This window comes from Methanoculleus sp. (genome assembly GCF_030019085.1).
GTDB lineage: Archaea > Halobacteriota > Methanomicrobia > Methanomicrobiales > Methanoculleaceae > Methanoculleus.
Genome location: NZ_JASEFJ010000003.1, coordinates 137,669 through 154,779, shown reverse-complemented (window position 1 = coordinate 154,779; position 17,111 = coordinate 137,669). Strand labels below are relative to the sequence as shown.

20 protein-coding genes are annotated in these 17,111 nt (G+C 60.0%); 3 read left to right on the top strand and 17 right to left on the bottom strand.

From position 1 onward, the window contains the following. Positions 1–26 precede the first annotated feature (26 nt). The 3 genes from QMC91_RS02900 to QMC91_RS02890 all read left to right on the top strand — a co-directional run bounded on the left by QMC91_RS02900 (position 27) and on the right by QMC91_RS02890 (position 2,182). A complete protein-coding gene (locus QMC91_RS02900) occupies positions 27–1,037 on the top strand; it encodes a methanogenesis marker 2 protein (protein ID WP_300235085.1) in 1,011 nt (336 codons plus the stop codon). After that, positions 1,028–1,789: a methanogenesis marker protein Mmp4/MtxX gene (gene mtxX, locus QMC91_RS02895; RefSeq protein ID WP_300235082.1), complete on the top strand. Its 762-nt coding sequence runs from the start codon at positions 1,028–1,030 to the stop codon at positions 1,787–1,789. The genes QMC91_RS02900 and mtxX overlap by 10 nt, the downstream gene beginning before the upstream one ends. A 186-nt stretch (positions 1,790–1,975) precedes the next feature. Next, entirely contained in the window at positions 1,976–2,182 is a 207-nt protein-coding gene (locus QMC91_RS02890) for a histone (RefSeq protein WP_214022799.1), read from the top strand. 723 nt (positions 2,183–2,905) lie between these two features. Here the strand turns inward: QMC91_RS02890 and hisB are convergent. The 17 genes from hisB to QMC91_RS02805 form a co-directional block, all read right to left on the bottom strand. Then, positions 2,906–3,490: an imidazoleglycerol-phosphate dehydratase HisB gene (hisB, locus tag QMC91_RS02885; protein ID WP_300235075.1), complete on the bottom strand. Its 585-nt coding sequence runs from the start codon at positions 3,488–3,490 to the stop codon at positions 2,906–2,908. Next, positions 3,477–4,196 carry a 1-(5-phosphoribosyl)-5-[(5-phosphoribosylamino)methylideneamino]imidazole-4-carboxamide isomerase gene (gene hisA, locus QMC91_RS02880; protein WP_300235072.1) on the bottom strand — a complete coding sequence of 240 codons (720 nt, stop codon included), beginning with the start codon at positions 4,194–4,196 and terminating at the stop codon, positions 3,477–3,479. Before hisA ends, hisB begins: the two co-directional genes overlap by 14 nt. Before the next feature lie 4 nt (positions 4,197–4,200). Then, positions 4,201–5,097, bottom strand: a complete 897-nt coding sequence (gene hisG / locus QMC91_RS02875; protein ID WP_300235069.1) for an ATP phosphoribosyltransferase — start codon at positions 5,095–5,097, stop codon at positions 4,201–4,203. 36 nt (positions 5,098–5,133) lie between these two features. Beyond that, a complete protein-coding gene (locus tag QMC91_RS02870) occupies positions 5,134–6,336 on the bottom strand; it encodes a methionine adenosyltransferase (RefSeq protein WP_300235066.1) in 1,203 nt (400 codons plus the stop codon). Between the two features lie 60 nt (positions 6,337–6,396). Next, the gene (locus QMC91_RS02865; RefSeq protein ID WP_300235063.1) at positions 6,397–7,209 is read right to left on the bottom strand and encodes a diadenylate cyclase; all 813 of its coding nucleotides are present in this window, start codon (positions 7,207–7,209) and stop codon (positions 6,397–6,399) included. Next, entirely contained in the window at positions 7,206–8,072 is an 867-nt protein-coding gene (sucD, locus tag QMC91_RS02860; RefSeq protein ID WP_300235061.1) for a succinate--CoA ligase subunit alpha, read from the bottom strand. The genes QMC91_RS02865 and sucD overlap by 4 nt, the downstream gene beginning before the upstream one ends. Beyond that, positions 8,069–9,154, bottom strand: coding sequence for a succinate-CoA ligase subunit beta (gene sucC / locus QMC91_RS02855; RefSeq protein WP_300235057.1), 1,086 nt, complete (start codon positions 9,152–9,154; stop codon positions 8,069–8,071). Before sucC ends, sucD begins: the two co-directional genes overlap by 4 nt. After that, the gene (locus QMC91_RS02850) at positions 9,151–9,690 is read right to left on the bottom strand and encodes a 2-oxoacid:ferredoxin oxidoreductase subunit gamma (RefSeq protein ID WP_300235054.1); all 540 of its coding nucleotides are present in this window, start codon (positions 9,688–9,690) and stop codon (positions 9,151–9,153) included. The genes sucC and QMC91_RS02850 overlap by 4 nt, the downstream gene beginning before the upstream one ends. Beyond that, positions 9,687–10,475: a thiamine pyrophosphate-dependent enzyme gene (locus QMC91_RS02845; RefSeq protein WP_300235051.1), complete on the bottom strand. Its 789-nt coding sequence runs from the start codon at positions 10,473–10,475 to the stop codon at positions 9,687–9,689. Before QMC91_RS02845 ends, QMC91_RS02850 begins: the two co-directional genes overlap by 4 nt. After that, on the bottom strand, positions 10,472–11,572 hold the full coding sequence (locus tag QMC91_RS02840) for a 2-oxoacid:acceptor oxidoreductase subunit alpha (RefSeq protein ID WP_300235048.1): 1,101 nt from the start codon (positions 11,570–11,572) through the stop codon (positions 10,472–10,474). Before QMC91_RS02840 ends, QMC91_RS02845 begins: the two co-directional genes overlap by 4 nt. Next, positions 11,569–11,841 (bottom strand): ferredoxin family protein, encoded by a 273-nt coding sequence (locus tag QMC91_RS02835; protein WP_300235045.1) that lies wholly within the window; start codon positions 11,839–11,841, stop codon positions 11,569–11,571. The genes QMC91_RS02840 and QMC91_RS02835 overlap by 4 nt, the downstream gene beginning before the upstream one ends. Beyond that, a complete protein-coding gene (locus QMC91_RS02830) occupies positions 11,838–12,434 on the bottom strand; it encodes a FumA C-terminus/TtdB family hydratase beta subunit (protein ID WP_300235042.1) in 597 nt (198 codons plus the stop codon). The genes QMC91_RS02835 and QMC91_RS02830 overlap by 4 nt, the downstream gene beginning before the upstream one ends. After that, positions 12,392–13,231, bottom strand: a complete 840-nt coding sequence (locus tag QMC91_RS02825; protein ID WP_300235039.1) for a fumarate hydratase — start codon at positions 13,229–13,231, stop codon at positions 12,392–12,394. The genes QMC91_RS02830 and QMC91_RS02825 overlap by 43 nt, the downstream gene beginning before the upstream one ends. A gap of 102 nt (positions 13,232–13,333) precedes the next feature. Beyond that, positions 13,334–13,846 (bottom strand): 50S ribosomal protein L16, encoded by a 513-nt coding sequence (locus tag QMC91_RS02820; RefSeq protein ID WP_300235036.1) that lies wholly within the window; start codon positions 13,844–13,846, stop codon positions 13,334–13,336. A gap of 602 nt (positions 13,847–14,448) precedes the next feature. After that, positions 14,449–15,210 carry an ABC transporter ATP-binding protein gene (locus QMC91_RS02815; RefSeq protein WP_300235034.1) on the bottom strand — a complete coding sequence of 254 codons (762 nt, stop codon included), beginning with the start codon at positions 15,208–15,210 and terminating at the stop codon, positions 14,449–14,451. Continuing rightward, positions 15,207–15,986 carry an ABC transporter permease gene (locus QMC91_RS02810; RefSeq protein ID WP_300235031.1) on the bottom strand — a complete coding sequence of 260 codons (780 nt, stop codon included), beginning with the start codon at positions 15,984–15,986 and terminating at the stop codon, positions 15,207–15,209. Before QMC91_RS02810 ends, QMC91_RS02815 begins: the two co-directional genes overlap by 4 nt. Positions 15,987–16,122: 136 nt before the next feature. Continuing rightward, positions 16,123–17,109 carry an ABC transporter substrate-binding protein gene (locus QMC91_RS02805; protein WP_300235027.1) on the bottom strand — a complete coding sequence of 329 codons (987 nt, stop codon included), beginning with the start codon at positions 17,107–17,109 and terminating at the stop codon, positions 16,123–16,125. Positions 17,110–17,111 lie beyond the last annotated feature (2 nt).

The following is a 17,111-nucleotide window of genomic DNA, read 5'->3' as shown; positions in this document are numbered from 1 at the left end:
GAGAAACCGGAGATGTTGGTGTTCTTGTGGTGAAGGATTGCTCCACCGATACGGTAGCACAGGCCGTCAGGGAATATGAGGGCGTTACCCGGAAGAGGGAGATAGGCGATATGATCCGGGCTCTCCGGGTGGACAGCCCCGATGTTGTCGCATCGTTCGGTGAGGACGCCGCGGTCATCCGGCACAACGCAGAGGACGCGCTGCTGCTTGCGGCAGATGGTATCTGGAGCAGGTTGATGGAGGCTGACCCATTCTGGGCGGGTTACTGTGCAGTGCTCGTTAACATCCACGATATCGCTGCGATGGGGGGTAGACCGGTGGCGATGGTCGATATCCTCTCTGTTGTGAACGATCGGATCCGTGACGAGGTGGTGCGGGGCATGGTCACCGCATCTTCACAGTTTGGCGTTCCCATCGTTGGCGGGCATCTACACCCGGATACCCCCTACAGCGTCGTGGATGTGGCGATCCTGGGGACGGCCAGGATGGACCAGATCATCTTCTCCGACACGGCAAAGGAAGGGGACATCGTAGTCGCCGCTATAGACCTGGATGGCCGGGTTCACCCATCCAGCTGTTTCAACTGGGACTCGGTCACGATGAAACCGGCGGAGGTTGTGCGGGCGCAGATCCGGGTGATGGAAGACCTGGGCAAGGAGCACCTGGTGACGGCCGGGAAAGATATCAGTAACCCCGGCATCATCGGGACGCTCGGCATGCTCCTTGAGGTGAGCGGGAAGGGTGCGGTGGTCGACCTGGAGTCGATACCCCGGCCCGACCTCGCCGCACTCGGCCTCTCATTCGAGCACTGGGTGCGCATGTACCCCGGGATGGGATTCATACTCACGGTCAAACCGGAGAAGATGGATGAGGTCTGCCGCAGGTTTGCCGATGTCAGTATGACGGCAGCCGCCATCGGGGTGGTGAACGGCGATCGGCGTTTGACCGTCCGCTATCTTGGCAGGGAGACGCAGGTCTTTGACCTGGACCGCGACGGTATCATGCGGATCTTTGCAGGTGGCGGGGGATGCCGGTAACGATAGGGCTGGGTGCGGCCTCAGCGGAGGCGAAGATCCTCTCGACCGCCAGGGCTGTTAGAGGCGAGGTCGACCTGTTTTTATTTGCGCCACCGGGGACTGCCGACTCGTTTGACGATGTGGCCACTGTCGTCGAAGCCGTGGAACCCGAGGTTGCCCTGGTCGAGGCTCTCTACGCCGGCAGGATCGATGCCGCGATCAGGGGGACGCTTCCTGCATCCGCCACCCTGAAGGCCCTCAAGCGGGCTGCAGGCGCCGATCGCCTGGAGCGGATCGCCCTCCTCGAGAGTCCTGATGGCCATCTCTTCCTCCTCGCACCTGTGGGGGTCGATGAGGGCTGGACTGTCGGGGAGAAGGTTCGGTTTGTCAGGGCCGGCAGGGATATCGCCAGGCGGTTCGGGCTGCCGGAGAGTGTGGCTGTCCTCTCGGGAGGAAGACTCGGCGATGTGGGGCGTCACCCTGCAGTCGACCGGACGATGGCGGATGCCGAACTTGTCGCCCGTCTGAGCGGTGCAGAGCACATAGAGATCCTGGTCGAGGAGGTGCCCGGGCGATACGGCCTGGTCATCGCCCCGGACGGGATAACCGGGAACCTGATCTTTCGCACGCTTGCTCTCCTTGGCGGTGGGAGAGGACATGGTGCCCCGGTGGTAAACATCGATAGAATATTCGTGGACACGTCGCGCGCCTCAGCAGATTACACCAATGCCGTAATGCTTGCTAAATCGCTGGTGCTCTCGGAAAAAATCTGAAATTTCTCTCTATTTTTAGATTGGATGGCTTGTTATTGGTTTTTTCAATCGGCACGATTACCTCTCTCTTATTTGTGTCACCTCTCTGGATGCACCTTAAAAATGGAAGAGGGACCTGAATTTCAGAGATTATCCCGAAACGTTTAAATATTAACTAATACACCTCTTTAACGGTGGAGTAAGACTATGGCAGATCTACCCATTGCTGCGGTTGTACGTATCGCAAAGAAGAATGGTGCTGAGAGGGTTGGCAGCGATGCCGCTGCTGCACTTGTTGCCAAAGCAGAGGCCTACATCGCTGAACTGACCCGGGAAGCCAACAGGCTGGCCCAGCACGCGGGACGCAAGACGATCAAGGCAGAAGACGTCGAACTCGCGGTCAAGTCCGCGTAAAACGACTGTTTTTCACCTTTCTCCTTATCGGGGTCCCAGCGGGGCCCCATTTTCTGATCCGATCGGTCAGCCTGCATGCCGAGAAGGTTCCGGGCTTTCTAGGTCACGGGGGACCGTCAGGAGTGTTGAGATCGTCGGTTGTCTGGTTCACACCGGGGTTCTGGGTCCGGGGAGTGGGTGGTGGGGATGCTAGCATGAAAGACATCCCGGTTGACACGCAGGAGACGGGGGGCGGTGAGGGTGTCCCACGAAAGTGCCTGGGCGACACTGTGAGACAGTGGAGGGGCGCGTTCCGCCCCCTCCCCGTCAGCCCCTCGCCGGCGGGGTGATTCTCCATCGATACAGTGCCACTGAGGCATCCCGCTGATGTCTCATTTCCGTCCCTGGCACCACCCAGTTTCTATCACCACTTACTGCTTTGCCTCCCGGCCGCGAGGTGTTTGAGGTCTTCTCACATGGAAAGACGTTCCCGGGTGAAGTGATAGAAAAGGGCATGTAATGTTGTCAGCAAACACCATCACCCCAATTACCCACCACGGATTTTTGCTCCCACAAACCTCATCCTCACCTTCTTTCCTGAAAAGAGACGTTGGTGGGAGATCTCCCTATGGTGTCAGACGCTCATATTTGCAATCTCAGCCCGGTTTCACACTATCTTGTGGTTTTCATCGGGTGATCTCGGGAGGAGTGATTTATTGGCCGATACAGGCCTCTTGCGACGTCTCAGAGTGTCCCTTTTGTGCTCGGCACCTCGCCGCCCATCGCCGGATCGATCGCCACCGCCGCCCGGAGCGCCCGCCCAAACGCCTTGAACCCCGCCTCACAGATATGGTGATCGTTCCTCCCGGTAAGGCTGATATGCGCGGTTAGCCCTGCGTTTATGCAGAGACTGTAGAAGAAGTGCTCGATAAGGTCACCAGGGATACCGCCCGGCCCCGCCGGCGAGAAACCGCCCTCAAAGACCAGGTAGCCCCGCCCACCCAGATCCAGCGCCACCCGTGCAAGCGCTTCGTCCATTGGAACGGCAGCGTCAGCGAACCGGTTTATCCCCTCTCCCTCACCGACCGCCGCCGCCAGCGCCGTCCCGAGGACTATCCCGAGATCTTCGATGGTGTGGTGCACATCCACAGCAAGGTCACCTGTAACCTCAATGCTCAGATCAAACCGACCGTGACGGGCAAATGAATCCAGCATGTGGTCAAAGAAGGGTATACCTGTCTTGATCGTCGTCTTTCCTGCGCCGTCAAGGTCGAGAGAGAGCCTGATATCGGTCTCCCGCGTTACACGGTGAACGTCAGTTCTTCGCATGTGCCGCCTCCATCGCTTCAGAGAGCCGGATCCTGCCGGAGTAGAGCGCCGAGCCCAGCACCGCTCCAGCCGCTCCAGCCTCCCTGAGCGCACAGACGTCCCTGACGCTCGATATACCACCGGAGACCACCACCGGAACGCTCACCCGGGCAAGTAGAGCCTCGATCGGGACTATGTCGATCCCGCGCTGGAGCCCCTCCACATCCACATTCGTATACAGAAGAGACCCCGCACCTAGAGACTCGAACCGCTCCGCCCAGGCGAGGTAGTTACCTGCCGGCCGCTCCCAGCCCTCGATCACCACCTCGCCTCCACGGGCATCGATCCCGACCATCACACGCTCGCTTCCGAACTCATCAGCAAGGTTCCGGACAACCTCCGGTTCCCGGATGGCCAGGGTCGAGACAATCACCCGGTCGACACCGGCATCGAGCCACCCTGCCGCGTCCTCCAGGCTCCGTATACCACCACCAAGTTCGATGAACGTCTCTGTCTCAGAGGCAAGCCGCCGGATCAGATCGGCGTTCCTCTGTGCCTTTCCGAACGCCCCGTCCAGGTTGACAACGTGGATACCGTCCGCCCCCTGATCCAGCCACCGGCGCGCCCAGACGAGCGGGTCTCCATAGACAGTAGCCGCATCCCGGCGCCCTTGCACAAGCTGCACGCACCGCCCCTCAAGGATATCTACAGCAGGATAGATCTCCATGCTCTCAGCGTATGATCCGTTCGATGGGCATGACTAATATGTCTTTTGCGCCGGCGCGTTTTAACTGGTTGATCAGCTGATAGACCCTTTCTTCGTTTACAACAGCGTGAACAGCGACCAGATTTTCGTCAGATGCGACATCCATCACCGTCGGCCCCGAGAGGCCAGGCAGGACGTCCCTCACGTCTGCAAGAGCGCTCCTGTGGACGTTCATCATCAGATAACACTGCCCCTTTGCCTTGAGGACGCTATCAAGCGCCAGGACAACCTCGTCGATCTTCTCGCGCCGGGCCTTCAGCGATGTTGGGTTTGCAACAAGGATCGTGGTGGAGGTCAGGATCTCCTGAACGACGCGGAGATGGTTTGTCCGGAGCGTCGTCCCCGACGATGTGAGATCGACTATGGCATCGGCTATCCCGAGGTGCGGCGTCGCCTCGCACGCGCCGCCCACCGTCACCACCGTCACACTGACCCCGTGCTCCGCGAAGAACGCGCGGGTGATCGCCGGAAACTCGGTCGCCACCCGCGCTCCATCGAGATCGGCGATCGTCTCGACTGCGGACTCTTCCGGCACGGCTACAACCAGCGTCGCCCCGCCGATCTGAAGGTCGAGCAACTCCTCGACAACCGAACCTCTCTCCAGAACCATATCCTTCCCGGTAATTCCAAGGTCAGCAACACCGCTTGCCACGTACTCCGGTATATCGATCGGCCGGGCAAAGAGGATCTCCACATGCGGGTCGCGCGTCCGGGCGATAAGCCTGCGCTCACCCCCGCCGTCTGCCAGGTGTAGCCCGCTCTTCTCGATCAACTCGTTGACCGGAGCGGCGATCCGGCCCTTGTTCGGGATGGCAAGACGGATAAGCCCTGGATCGGGGCTCCTGGATACAGGTTTACTCATGGATTGCAGACTCCAGAAATTGTAGGGTGTGAAAGATCAAAAGGTAGAGAGTTCTCCCCTGATAACCTTCTCGGTGATGGTGTTGGTCCTCTCCAGCCATTCATCGATTATCCCCTCGACCTCCCGCCTGAGGGTGCTCACCTCAAAACCGCGTTTCGGTAGGATCTGGGCACTTGCGATATGTGGCTGGTCGATCGGGTGGCCGATCTGCGAGAGGAGGCGGACGTAGATCTCCTCTATACCCTCGACCCTTGCAACACAGTCCTTCGCGATCTCTGTTGCCAGGAGGTTGTAGATCTTTCCAATATGGTTGATCGGGTTCTTTCCGCTCGTCGCCTCCATGCTCATCGGGCGGTTCGGGGTGATCAGGCCGTTCGCGCGGTTCCCCCGACCGACCGAACCGTCATCCCCCATCTCGGCCGAGGTGCCGGAGACAGTCAGGAAGATGCTACCATTGTCCAGGTCATCAGCGGTGTTTATGGCAACGTTGACCCTCCTGCTGGTGAACTGCCCTGCAACCGTCGCTATCTGCTCCGTCAGGAAGTTCTTCTGCTCGATATAGTCGGCGATGCCCGAACAGTAGCGGTCAACAAACGCCATCGCGATGGTGAGGTTGATGGTATCACCGTCACGAAGGCACATGATCTTGCAGTCCTGGCCGATGACCGGGTATTTCGGCCGGAGCGTCTCGTCTATGAACGTAGAAACACCAAGAACGATGCTCTCCGCCTCACTGAACGGTGCATGCCCCACACCAAACGAGGTGTCGTTCGCCCGCGGGGCCTTCCCCGAGCACGACCGGAAGACGTCCTGAAGGTCTGTCGACCCCCTTCCCATCCGGCAGTCAACGATGACATCGCGCTCCATGTTGAGCAGGGGAAGTACCTTCCTGATGTAGCCCCGTGCTGCCTCGACGGCGATCGCGTCCGCCGGGATGTTCACACCGTTGAAGGTCTTTGTCGCCCGCCCCGAGATGAGGAAGTAGATCGGTCTTGTAATGATACCGCCGCCAAACTTCGGGAGCGACTCGCCCGCAACGACCTCCCCCTGGTCGGTGTTGTGGTGCAGGACGTTCCCGCACTCCTCCATGTAAGACCTGCTGAGTGCGCGGCTGATCGACTCTGCGATACCGTCCGCCAGACTGTCCGGGTGCCCCAGGCACTTGCGCTCCACCAGTTCTATCCGCTGCTTCTCGATTGGGATCTGCTCAAGCCCCTCTACGCTGATGTTCCTGGTCATCAAATCCACCGTAGTTCTAAAGTATGATAAGAGAAATGATTGCAATTCATATAACCGTTTCTAACCCTTACATCGAAGGCGGATATCGGAACGGATACTGATCTTGCACTCCCCGTTCCTGAAGACGCGCACCACGCCCCCGCTCTCGGAGACCGTGACGCCGACGGCCGGGATCTCCCGTGTGATGGACGCGGTGGCGCGGTGCCGACCGCCAAGACCGCCAGGTAGGTCAATGTCCCGTCCAGTGACGTCCAGATACCTGCCGGCCGCATGGACCTCACCGCTCCTGTCTATGACAAAGACGCCGTCGAGCTGGGCGAACTCTTTCACACTCTCCCAGTTATCCCGGTTCTTGATGTCCCGAAGGGAGGCGTGATGGCCCTGGTAGGGGTTCAGGATCGCCTGGTGAGAGTGGAGGAAGATCTCCTCCGGGTCGCCGATGATGAACGCCGTGCCTATGGCGCGCCCCTCTCTACCCTCGACCGCGATCTCAAGGGCCAGCGTGAGAACGGCGTGGAGAACCTCGCGGGGGACGATATCGGAGAATTCCTTGAGGCTTATGAAGTTCTTCCCCTCCTCGATATCGTATATGACGACGGCGTAGGGGAAGACCCCGACGACAAGCCCGGTCTCAAAGTTGCGCTGGAGGTAGATATGAACCGCAGCATCGAGCAGATGGCGTTCGCTCACTTCCAGAATATCGTGCATCGTGAGGTCTTTGAGGACATCGAGCTGGAGTTCCTGCACCTGTATGATCGGGATCTGGGGCGGTTCTGCCACGATCGTGATCGGCTCGATGAACGATACAACCGCCTTGGCACCAATCTTCTTCGCAACCTCGCAGGCGGTTGCAAGCATCAGTTCGCCGTTCATAACAACTCCAGGACCAGCCCTGGTATCTCCGACGGCCTGGCCGCGACCGGAACTCCCACCTCAGAGAGCCGTCTGACCTTTGACCGCGCGTCGCCCTCGCCGCCCTCGATGATCGCACCGGCGTGACCCATCCGCTTTTCGGGAGGGGCGCTCACGCCTGCGATGTAGGCGACGACCGGCAGATCGGTCGACCGGACGCCCTCCTCCTCAAGGTTCCCGCCAACCTCGCCGATGACAACAACGGCCTTTGTGTGCGGATCCTCTTCAAAACGGGCAAGCGCGTCCACAAACGTCTGCCCGATCACCGGGTCGCCGCCTATCCCGACAACCGTGCTCTGGCCGATACCGGCGCGACTGAGTTCATCGACCACCTCGTATGTCAGGGTGCCGCTCCGGGAGACCACTCCAACCTCTCCGCGGGTGGCAAGGTGGGCCGGCATGATCCCGAGTTTGCACTCGCCCGGCGAGAGGAGGCCCGGACAATTCGGGCCGATGACGGTGCAGTCATGGAGTTTCGCATAGGCGATCGCCTTCATGGTGTCATGGACGGGGATGTGCTCGGTTATCACGACGGCAAGTTCTATCCCCGCATATGCCGCCTCCATGATAGCATCCCCGGCGGCAGGTGCCGGGACAAATATGACGCTTGCGGTTGCATCGTGCTCTGCGAGCGCATCTTTCACGGTGTTGTAGACCGGGACACCGTCAACCTCCATCCCGGCCTTACCGGGGGCTACTCCGGCAACAATCCCTCTCCAGCCAACCTCACGGGCGTAAGCGTTCATGAGTTCCGTGTGGAACCGCCCCTGTCTCCCTGTGATGTTCTGAACTATCACACCCAGGTTACGGTCACCGTAGATCATTCTCCAACCTCCAGCGCCACCCTCACGGCCGCTTCCATGCTATCGACCATCCGGTAACCGTGCTCTGCGAGCAACCGCCGGCCCTGTTCCTCGTTAGTCCCGGCCATCCGGACGATCACGGGCACATCTACCCCGGCGGTGATGATCCCCCGCGCGACCTCGTCGCACCGGGTGATGCCGCCGAGCAGGTTTACAAGGATCACCTTCACTGATGGGAGGCTTGCGACAAGTCGTACAGCATGCATCACCCGTTCCTGGTCGGCACCGCCACCGACGTCCAGGAAGTTTGCCGCACGGCCTCTGTAGTAGTCGATGAGGTCGATTGTCGACATGGTTAGCCCGGCACCGTTCCCGATGACCCCGATCGTCCCATCGAGTTCCACGTAGGAGAACCCGTGCCTCTCGGCCTCGCGTTCGCGCTCGGAGAGGTCGCGGTTGACCTCGATCCCCTGGCGTGCGAGGGCGTTGTCGTCGATGATAAGTTTTGCATCGGCAGCATACACTCCGGCAGGGGTAGTCACAAGCGGGTTGATCTCAGCGAGCATGGCGTCCTTTTCCTGAAAGATCCGGTAGAGGTTGTTGATGACCGGGGCTATATCTGCGGGCGCCCCGGCCAGGAGTTCCCGCATCAGAAACGCCGGTACCTCCCGGAGGAGGGGAGAGACTAAAGCCCTCCGTATGGCGGACTCCTCCTCCTTTGCAGCCCTCTCGATCTCGACCCCCCCGGTATCCCCGAAGAGCACAACCGGTTGTTTGCTCGAGCGGTCGATGGCGATGCTGAGGTAGTACTCGTGCTCAATCTCAAGTCGCTCCTCTACCAGGATCTCCCTCACCGGAACTCCCCGGATCTCCCGGGAGAAGAGTTCACGCGCTTTCTCGACCGCCGACGCCGAATCGACCATCAGGACGCCACCGGCCTTCCCCCGGCCGCCGACGTCCACCTCTGCTTTCAGCACCACGGCATCCCCGACCTCTTGCAGGTGCGCTGTGATCTCTTCTGGTTCGCGTATGACAAACCCCTTCGGAATGGGTATCCCGTAGTCCGAAAAGACCCCTTTTGCCTCGTATTCCAGTAACTTCATTGATTACACGCTCGCTCTCCAAGTTCAAATCCACGTTTCATAGCCCGCTGGTTCAGACCCTCGGTACCCTTTGGCACGCTGTCAAGCACTGCACGCTCTATTGCATCTCTGCTCACGACGCCAGTTGTGGCCACAAGAGCACCTATCATAACGATGTTTGCCACGATCTCCCGGCCCAGGGTGTTCTTCGCCTCCGACGTCGCCGGGATCTCACAGTAGCGGCAAGCAGGACGCGACCTGACAAGGTCGGCATCGATCAGCATGAACGCGTCCTCCCGTGCACGTATACCGTACTTCTCAAATCCCTGTCGGGACATGATGACGTAGATATCGGGGTCGGTCACCTCGGGAAAGAGGATAGGTTCATCATCGATCACAACCTGCCCCATCGATGCCCCGCCACGGGCCTCGGGACCGTAGACCTGTGTCTGGACGGCGTATTTGTTGTCGTAGAGCGCTGCGGCCCGCCCCAGGATGACCGAGGAGAGGATTATCCCCTGCCCGCCGTATCCCGAGAACCTGATCTCGTGCCTCATGGTCGCACCCCCATCGCTGGCCGGTTCCGCCGGATCAGTTCCCCGACGGTGAACGTCCCCTCCGGGATAGGTTTACCCTCGGCGATCAACCGGTTGTACTTCGGGACGAGCATCGCGTGGCTCCGGAGGTACTCGATCATATCGGAAACCTCTCTCATCTTGTTGGAGCGGCCGTAGTTCGTCGGGCACTGTGTTCGCACCTCGATGAACGCAAGCCCCGGTGTCTGGAGGCCTTCGACGATGGCCTTTGTGAGTTCCTTGACGTGGTAGGACGTCCAGCGGGCGACATAGTTTGCGCCGGCGGCGATGGCAAGTTCAGTAAGATCGAACGCCGGTTCGCTCGAACCGTATGGTGTTGTTGTCGAGATCGCTCCCGGCGGCGTCGTCGGGCTCCCCTGTCCCCCTGTCATCCCGTAGATCTGGTTGTTCATGCAGACAACGGTGACATCCAGGTTCCGGCGACAGGCGTGGATGAAGTGGTTCCCACCGATGGCGGCAAGGTCGCCGTCCCCCGTAAAGACGACAACGTGCAGGTCCGGGCGCGCCAGTTTCACCCCGGTGGCAAACGCAAGCGCTCTGCCGTGCGTGGTATGAAGCGAGTCGGTGTTGATGTAGCCTGGTGCACGGGAGGAACAGCCGATCCCGGAGAGGAATACCGTCTCCTCACGTTTCCACCCCATCTCATCTACCGCAGCCAGGGTGCAGTTGATGACCGTTCCGTTCCCGCAACCGCTGCAGTATATGTGCGGCAACCGGTCTTCCCGGCGCCATTCGGTTGTGCTCATCGGTATGCCTCCATCGCGCGAAGGAGTTCGGCAGGGGTGTGGAGGTCACCACCGAGTTTCGGGATCGGGACGACCGGTTGTCCGACGTGACGCTCGACCTCCCGCGAGATCTGGCCCATGTTCATTTCAGGCATGAGGAAGACCGTGGCGTCTGGAAACTCATCCAGTGCAAACTCCGGAAACGGCCAGACAGCCCGGAGACGCAGGTGCCCGATCTCCTCATCTGGGTGATCGTGGATCACCTGCTGCACCGTCCGCGACGGCGCACCGTAGGTGACAAAGACCATGCCGGCATCAGGGTTCACGACCTCGTAGTCGGCGATCTCCCGGCGCGCCGACTCGACCTTTGCGACCAGTCTCCGCACAAGCCGCTCGTGTGCTTCAGGATCGGTTGTGTCCGGGTATCCCCGCTCATCGTGGGTGAGCCCCGTCACATGTATGGCCCTGCCGGAGCCGAACGGTGCAAAGCCGGGCACCCGGTCGTCCCCGGCCTCAAACGGGAGTTTGCCCTCCAGGAGGGGGGCCGGGCGGGTGATCTCGACCCTGTCGGGGATGGTAATACGCTCGCGCATGTGGCCGATGATCTCATCGGCCATCAGAAATGTGGGGACCCTGAACCGGTCGGCCAGGTTGAAGGCCTTTACGGTCAGGTCAAACATCTCCTGGACGGAGTTTGGTGCAAGCGCGATGGTGCTGTAGTCGCCGTGAGAGCCGAACCGGCACTGAAGCATGTCGCCCTGCGCCGCCCGCGTCGGTTGCCCGGTGCTCGGGCCGCCGCGCTGGACGTTGACGATGACGCAGGGTGTCTCGGTCATGGCTGCGTAACCGATGTTCTCCATCATCAGCGAGAAACCGGGGCCGCTCGTAGCGGTCATCGCCCTGGCACCCGTCCATGCTGCGCCGATAACCGCGGCGATGCTCCCGAGCTCGTCCTCCATCGAGATGAAGACCCCCCCGGCCTTCGGGAGCCTTCGTGCCATCGTCTCGGCTATCTCGGTCGACGGCGTGATCGGGTAGCCACCGAAGAACCGGCACCCGGCGGCGAGCGCCCCCTCTGCACAGGCGACGTTCCCCTGCATAAACTCGGTTCTGCTCAAAACTCCACCTCCACCTTATGCGGTTCAAACGGTCTTTCATCGACCCAGGTGATCGCCTGGTCAGGGCAGATCATCTGACATACACCACAGAGTAGCCGGCCGTAGAGGGGCTGTAGCCTGCAGTTTGTGCAGCGTTCCGGGCGGTCCAGGACAGGAGTGACGATCCCGCGGTCGTTGAGTTCTGTCCCCTCCTGGAATATCCTGTAGGGGCAGACCAGCACGCAGAGGTTACACCCTTTGCAGCGGATTTCATCGATGACAAGTTTCATGAGAAGGTATCCTGCTTTATATTGAATCGCTGGTGAAATTGTGTTTTCGCTTTCTCCTGTGTGGCCGCGAAGAGGTCGCCGCCGTGGGCGTCGATCCCGACGGTCAGCGGCAGGTGATCGGCCTCGATCACCCAGACCGCTTCGGCCATACCGAGATCCTCAAAATAGACGCCTGTAACCTGCATACGGGCTGCGGCAAGCACTGCGCACCCGCCGGTGAACGCGAGGTAGACACCGCGGCCCCGCAGACGCCCGACCACCTCCTGCTCCATCCCACCCTTGCCGATCAGGCCGCGGACGCCAGCATCGATCAGGAACCCGGTGAGCGCATTCATCCGGGCGGAAGTGGTGGGACCGGCAACGAGGAGACGACCGTCCTTCACCACAGGCCCGCAGTGGTAGACCACGGCACCCTCGGGGTCGAATGGTATACCCACATCCATCATACGGAGGTGTGCCTCGTCGCGCGCGGTGTAGATCGTTCCCGAGAGGCTTACCCGGTCGCCCGCCCGGAGGTCGAGCACCTCATCGCCGAGGGGTGTCGTCAGGTTCACCGTATCACCTCCACGCTCGCCCGTCGAGATGCCCAGCACTGGACGTTCACCGCCACCGGGAGCGACGCGGTGTGGCAGGAGGCACGTTTCACCTTCACCGCAAGTGCCGTCACGTCGCCGCCAAGCCCCATCGGCCCGATCCCGAGCGCGTTGACGGCTTCACAGAGTTCCTGCTCGTAGTTGTCCATGATGTCGACCGGGAGGAGGAGGGCCTCCTTTGCAAGCGCTGCCGCCATATCAAACGTCCCCCCGATACCGACGCCAAGGATAACCGGGGGGCAGGGTCGTCCCCCGGCAATGAGCATCGTCTCGGCAACAAACTCCTGGATCCCGCTCACTTGCGAGGGAAGGAGCATCCCGATCCTGGAGACGTTCTCAGAACCGGCACCCTTCGGGAGCACCGTCACCGTGAGTCGGTCGCCGGGGACCACGTGGACGGCGGGCATCCCGAGACCGGTGTTGTCGCCGGTGTTTTGCCGGGTGATGGGATCGACAACGTTTGGACGGAGCGGGATGCTGGAAGTAGCCCGGCGCACCCCTTCTCGCACCCCTTCAAAGAGCGCGGACGAGAAGGGAACGTCTGGGGGGAGACTCAGGTAGACCACCGGCACACCGGTGTCCTGGCATATAGGCACACCGCGCTCCCCGGCAAGCGCGATGTTCTCCAGGATGTTATCAAACTCCTGTTTCGCGATCCGGTTTGTCTCGACCGCTGCAGCCCGCCGGAGTGCGGCAAGCACGTCGGGGGGGAGTCTGGTCTCAGCCTCACGGAAGGCCTGTTCTGTTGCGTCTGCCAGCGCGGCTACAAGCCCCGGATCTGCCTGATTGACCATCATCTATACTGGTGGGAAGAGACTATAAAAACCTATATTCCCAGCAGATAACGGATCTGGAACCTGCAGGGAGAACCTCAGAAAATGTTGGATGTGAATGTGGGTTCATACTGTCTGAACCCGCTCTTCGACGATCCTTGCCGGGGCCGGGAGTTTGTAGGTTCCGCCCCTGAGTGAGGCCTTGGCCTTCTCCACATACTGGGGGTTTGTCCAGACGGAGAAGATCTTCTGACCCGCTCTAACCCGTGCCGCTGTCCCGACGGGTTTGCCGAAGGCAAGACGCATTCCCTCCGAGACACGGTCGGCTCCTGCACCGGTTGCCTGCTTGTTCTCGCGCAGCACGTGGTGTGGATATGTCCGCAGTTTAAGATGGAAGTTCGCCCTTCCGACATCCTTGATCAAACGCCGGTTAATGCTGATACGGGCTGCTTCGAGCGCCGTATGCCGGATCTGGCAGGCTTCGTCGACGACGATGGAGAGTTCGACCGGATAGATCTCGCTGAGGTTACCCATATCGAACTGCACTACCTTGCTGCCCGGCACACCGCCCATGTATTCCCTGCGTGTATATGCTTTCTTTGCGAGATTCCGATACATCCTCGCTGGTTTTCGTACCATAGCTAAAAACTCCTGCCGATCTCTGGGTGCTCTATAAAATGGAGATCTCTTCCTATAAACCTTACGGGAAACTCATCAATTCAACGATCCGGGATGTAAACCTTCCACTCTCGCGGCGTTGTGGTATGGGTATGGCCGGCGCCTCTCTTTCATCGACGATGCGGGGGTGGCAGGGGGTGTGATGATTGCCCAATGGAAGGTCAGGAGGGGTTTCACCGTGACACCGCAAAGAGGCTCTCTCCAGGCACTCTACCGATGGAGAGTCGCCCCGCGGGGGGCAGAAGGTTCCCCTCCCCTGTCCTGGCATGTCAGCGGGAGGCCTCTCTCCAGAAGTGGAATCAAAAAACCGCCCACCTACCGGCTGCTTACGCCGCCTCTTCCCGTTCCCTTCCGGATATTGTGTCGTGAGAATAATCATCTTCTGGGGAGGAGGGAAGAATTGTCCATCCCAAATTCTTCCCCTGAGCGTCGTCCCGCCAAAACCACAGCCATCCGAACCTGCAGACAGGCAGGCAGTCTGCGGCGATTGCACAACCGGCGGATCCGTCTCCAACTGGTTTTACCAGACCAGGGCACAGCCTCCGGATACCGGGTTGATACCCTCATCGGCTGTTTTCTGTATCCTCGATCATCCTGAGCACCTTCCGACGAACATCGGCAAACTCGATACTGGTGCGGTCGCGAGGTCGCGGCCAGGGTATCTCGACGATCTCCCGGACTGATCCCGGGCGCGGTGTGAGGACAACGATCCGGTCAGAGAGGTATACCGCCTCATCCACACTGTGGGTGACAAAGAGGATCGTCTTCTTTGTCTGCTCCCAGATGGAGAGGAGTTCTCCCTGCATCCGGTTCCGGGTCTGAGCGTCCAGCGCCCCGAACGGCTCGTCCATCAGGAGGACATCGGGGTCATTTGCAAGCGCTCGTGCTATCGCCACGCGTTGCCGCATCCCGCCTGAGAGTTCGTATGGGTAGGCGTCCCGGAACTGGGAAAGCCCGACCATCTCAAGGTAGCGCTCTCCTATCTTCCTTCGTTCCTCCTTACCCACACCCCTCATCTCAAGGCCAAAAGCGATGTTATCGATGACCTTCTGCCAGGGGAAGAGCGAGTACTCCTGAAAGACCATGCCCCGCCGGGGGTCAGGGCCGGTGACCACGTTACCGTCGACGATCACCCTGCCGGTGGTCGGGCTCTCGAGCCCGGCGATGATCCGAAGGAGCGTCGTCTTCCCGCAACCGGACGGCCCCACCAGGCAGACGAACTCCTCATCCCGGATCTCGAGGTTGATATCCTTCAGAGCCCATATGACGTCGCCATCCTCCTTAGGGAAGGCCTTGCTGAGGTTCTCTACGATGACTCCGCTCATGAGGCCACCTCCCCCTCATGCCATCGCAGGAGTCGCTGGTCGACGTAGTGCCGGAAGATGTGGTCTATGATAAGCCCTGCAAACCCGAGGATCAGCATGTAAACCACTACCTCCGGCATCTGGTGGAGGTAGTAGTTGTGCCAGAGCTGGTAGCCGAGGCCGTTTCTGGAGACCCCAAACATCTCCGCTGCCACAAGACACATCCAGCCAACCCCCATCGATATCCTGATCCCGGAGGCTATTGAGGGAATCGCCGATGGTAGGGCGACGTGACGGATCAACTCAAACGATGTGTCGCAACCGAGCACCTTGCCCGCCTCAACATAGATCTTCGGGACCGATCGGAACGCTGTGTAGGTTGCTGTCAGGATCGGGAAGAACGCCCCCACAAAGATGACAAAACCTGCTGCCGCCGCGGTAAGCCCGAACCATATGATTGCAAACGGGATCCAGGCAAGTGGTGGTATTGGACGGAGAATCTCGATGATCGGGTCGAGCAGAGAGTCTGCCACCCGGAACCATCCCATGAGAATCCCGACGGGAACGCCAAGGAAGATCGCCGCAAGGATGCCTATCCCAAAATGCTTAAAACTCACCCCGATGTCAATGAGTAGCGTCCCGGAGGCGAGGAGGTTTACAAACGCCACTGCGACATCGGTGACGCTTGGGAGGATGAATGATCGCCCTACGACGTATTCGGCGACAAACTGCCAGATCGCCGCAGCAATGATGAGCGCTGCGATACCAAGGAGTTGTTTCTGTTTCTGTCGTTTCATGGCTCTGTTCTGCCTCGCAGAGATGGTCCTACCGGAGGGGGCCGTAAATGGGGTTACCCTCTGGCGTCTTTATCCCTGATCCTATCGACACGTTGATAGAAGATACTTTTGGAAGGAAAATGGGGATGAGGCCGATTTATGCCATGGCCTCATCATAGAACGTGAAGTCGAAGAGGTCCTCCTCTGTGAACGGTCTCTTGATGTAGCCGAGCTCATACTGGAGTTCAGTGTACTCGACAACCGAGGACGCGATCAGGTGTGGGTCTGCCGTCCAGGTGCCGTCCCAGTCCCTGAAGGATGCCTTCACGGTCTCGACGTTCTGTCCGCTCCTTGCTGCGTAGATTTCTGCAGCCTCGTTCTGGTGTTCGAGGTTGTATTCCGTTGCCTTGATGTGGGTCTTTACGACCTGCTCAACGATCTCGGGGTGTTCCCGGATCAGCCAGCCGCTTGCAACCAGAACACAGCAGGCATGGTCCTTTCGCATCTCACCAGACTTCACCACGGTCCTCCCTGCGCCGCTCGCTGCGATGATGGCAGGGGAGGGGTGGGGCAGGAAGACGCCGTCGACCTGACCGGCGGAGATGGCAGTGGTGGCAGGACCTGGGTCCATGGGGATTATCTGGACACTCTGGGGGTCGACGCCGTTCTCTTCAAGCCAGGTTCGCAGAAGGGTGTCCTGGATTGTTCCTGGCGGGAAGGTGGCGATCTTCTTACCGACGAGGTCGGTGGGGCCGGAGTAGGGTATCTCGTTCCTGAGCACGAGGTCAGATCCCTGGGTCTGGACAGCGGCAATGATCTTTGCGTCAAGTCCACTGTTGACGGCGGCGACGAACGGGGCGGCACCGACATATGCGATATCCAGGTCACCGGCAAGCATCGCCTGCATCTCGGGTGCACCTGTCCCGAACTCGTAGTCAGTCACCTTTGTGATGCCGAGTGGTGCCAGGTCTTCCTGCCACCATCCCTTCTCCATCGCGGTGACGTGGGCGATCTGGTGGGTGCTCGGCTGGTAACCTATCCGAAGGTGCGTTACATCAGCGGTGCCGGTCTCTGTGCAGCCTGCGGCAAGCGCGAACGCTGCAACCAGAGCCACGGCCAGAAGAATTGTGATACGCGATCTCATCT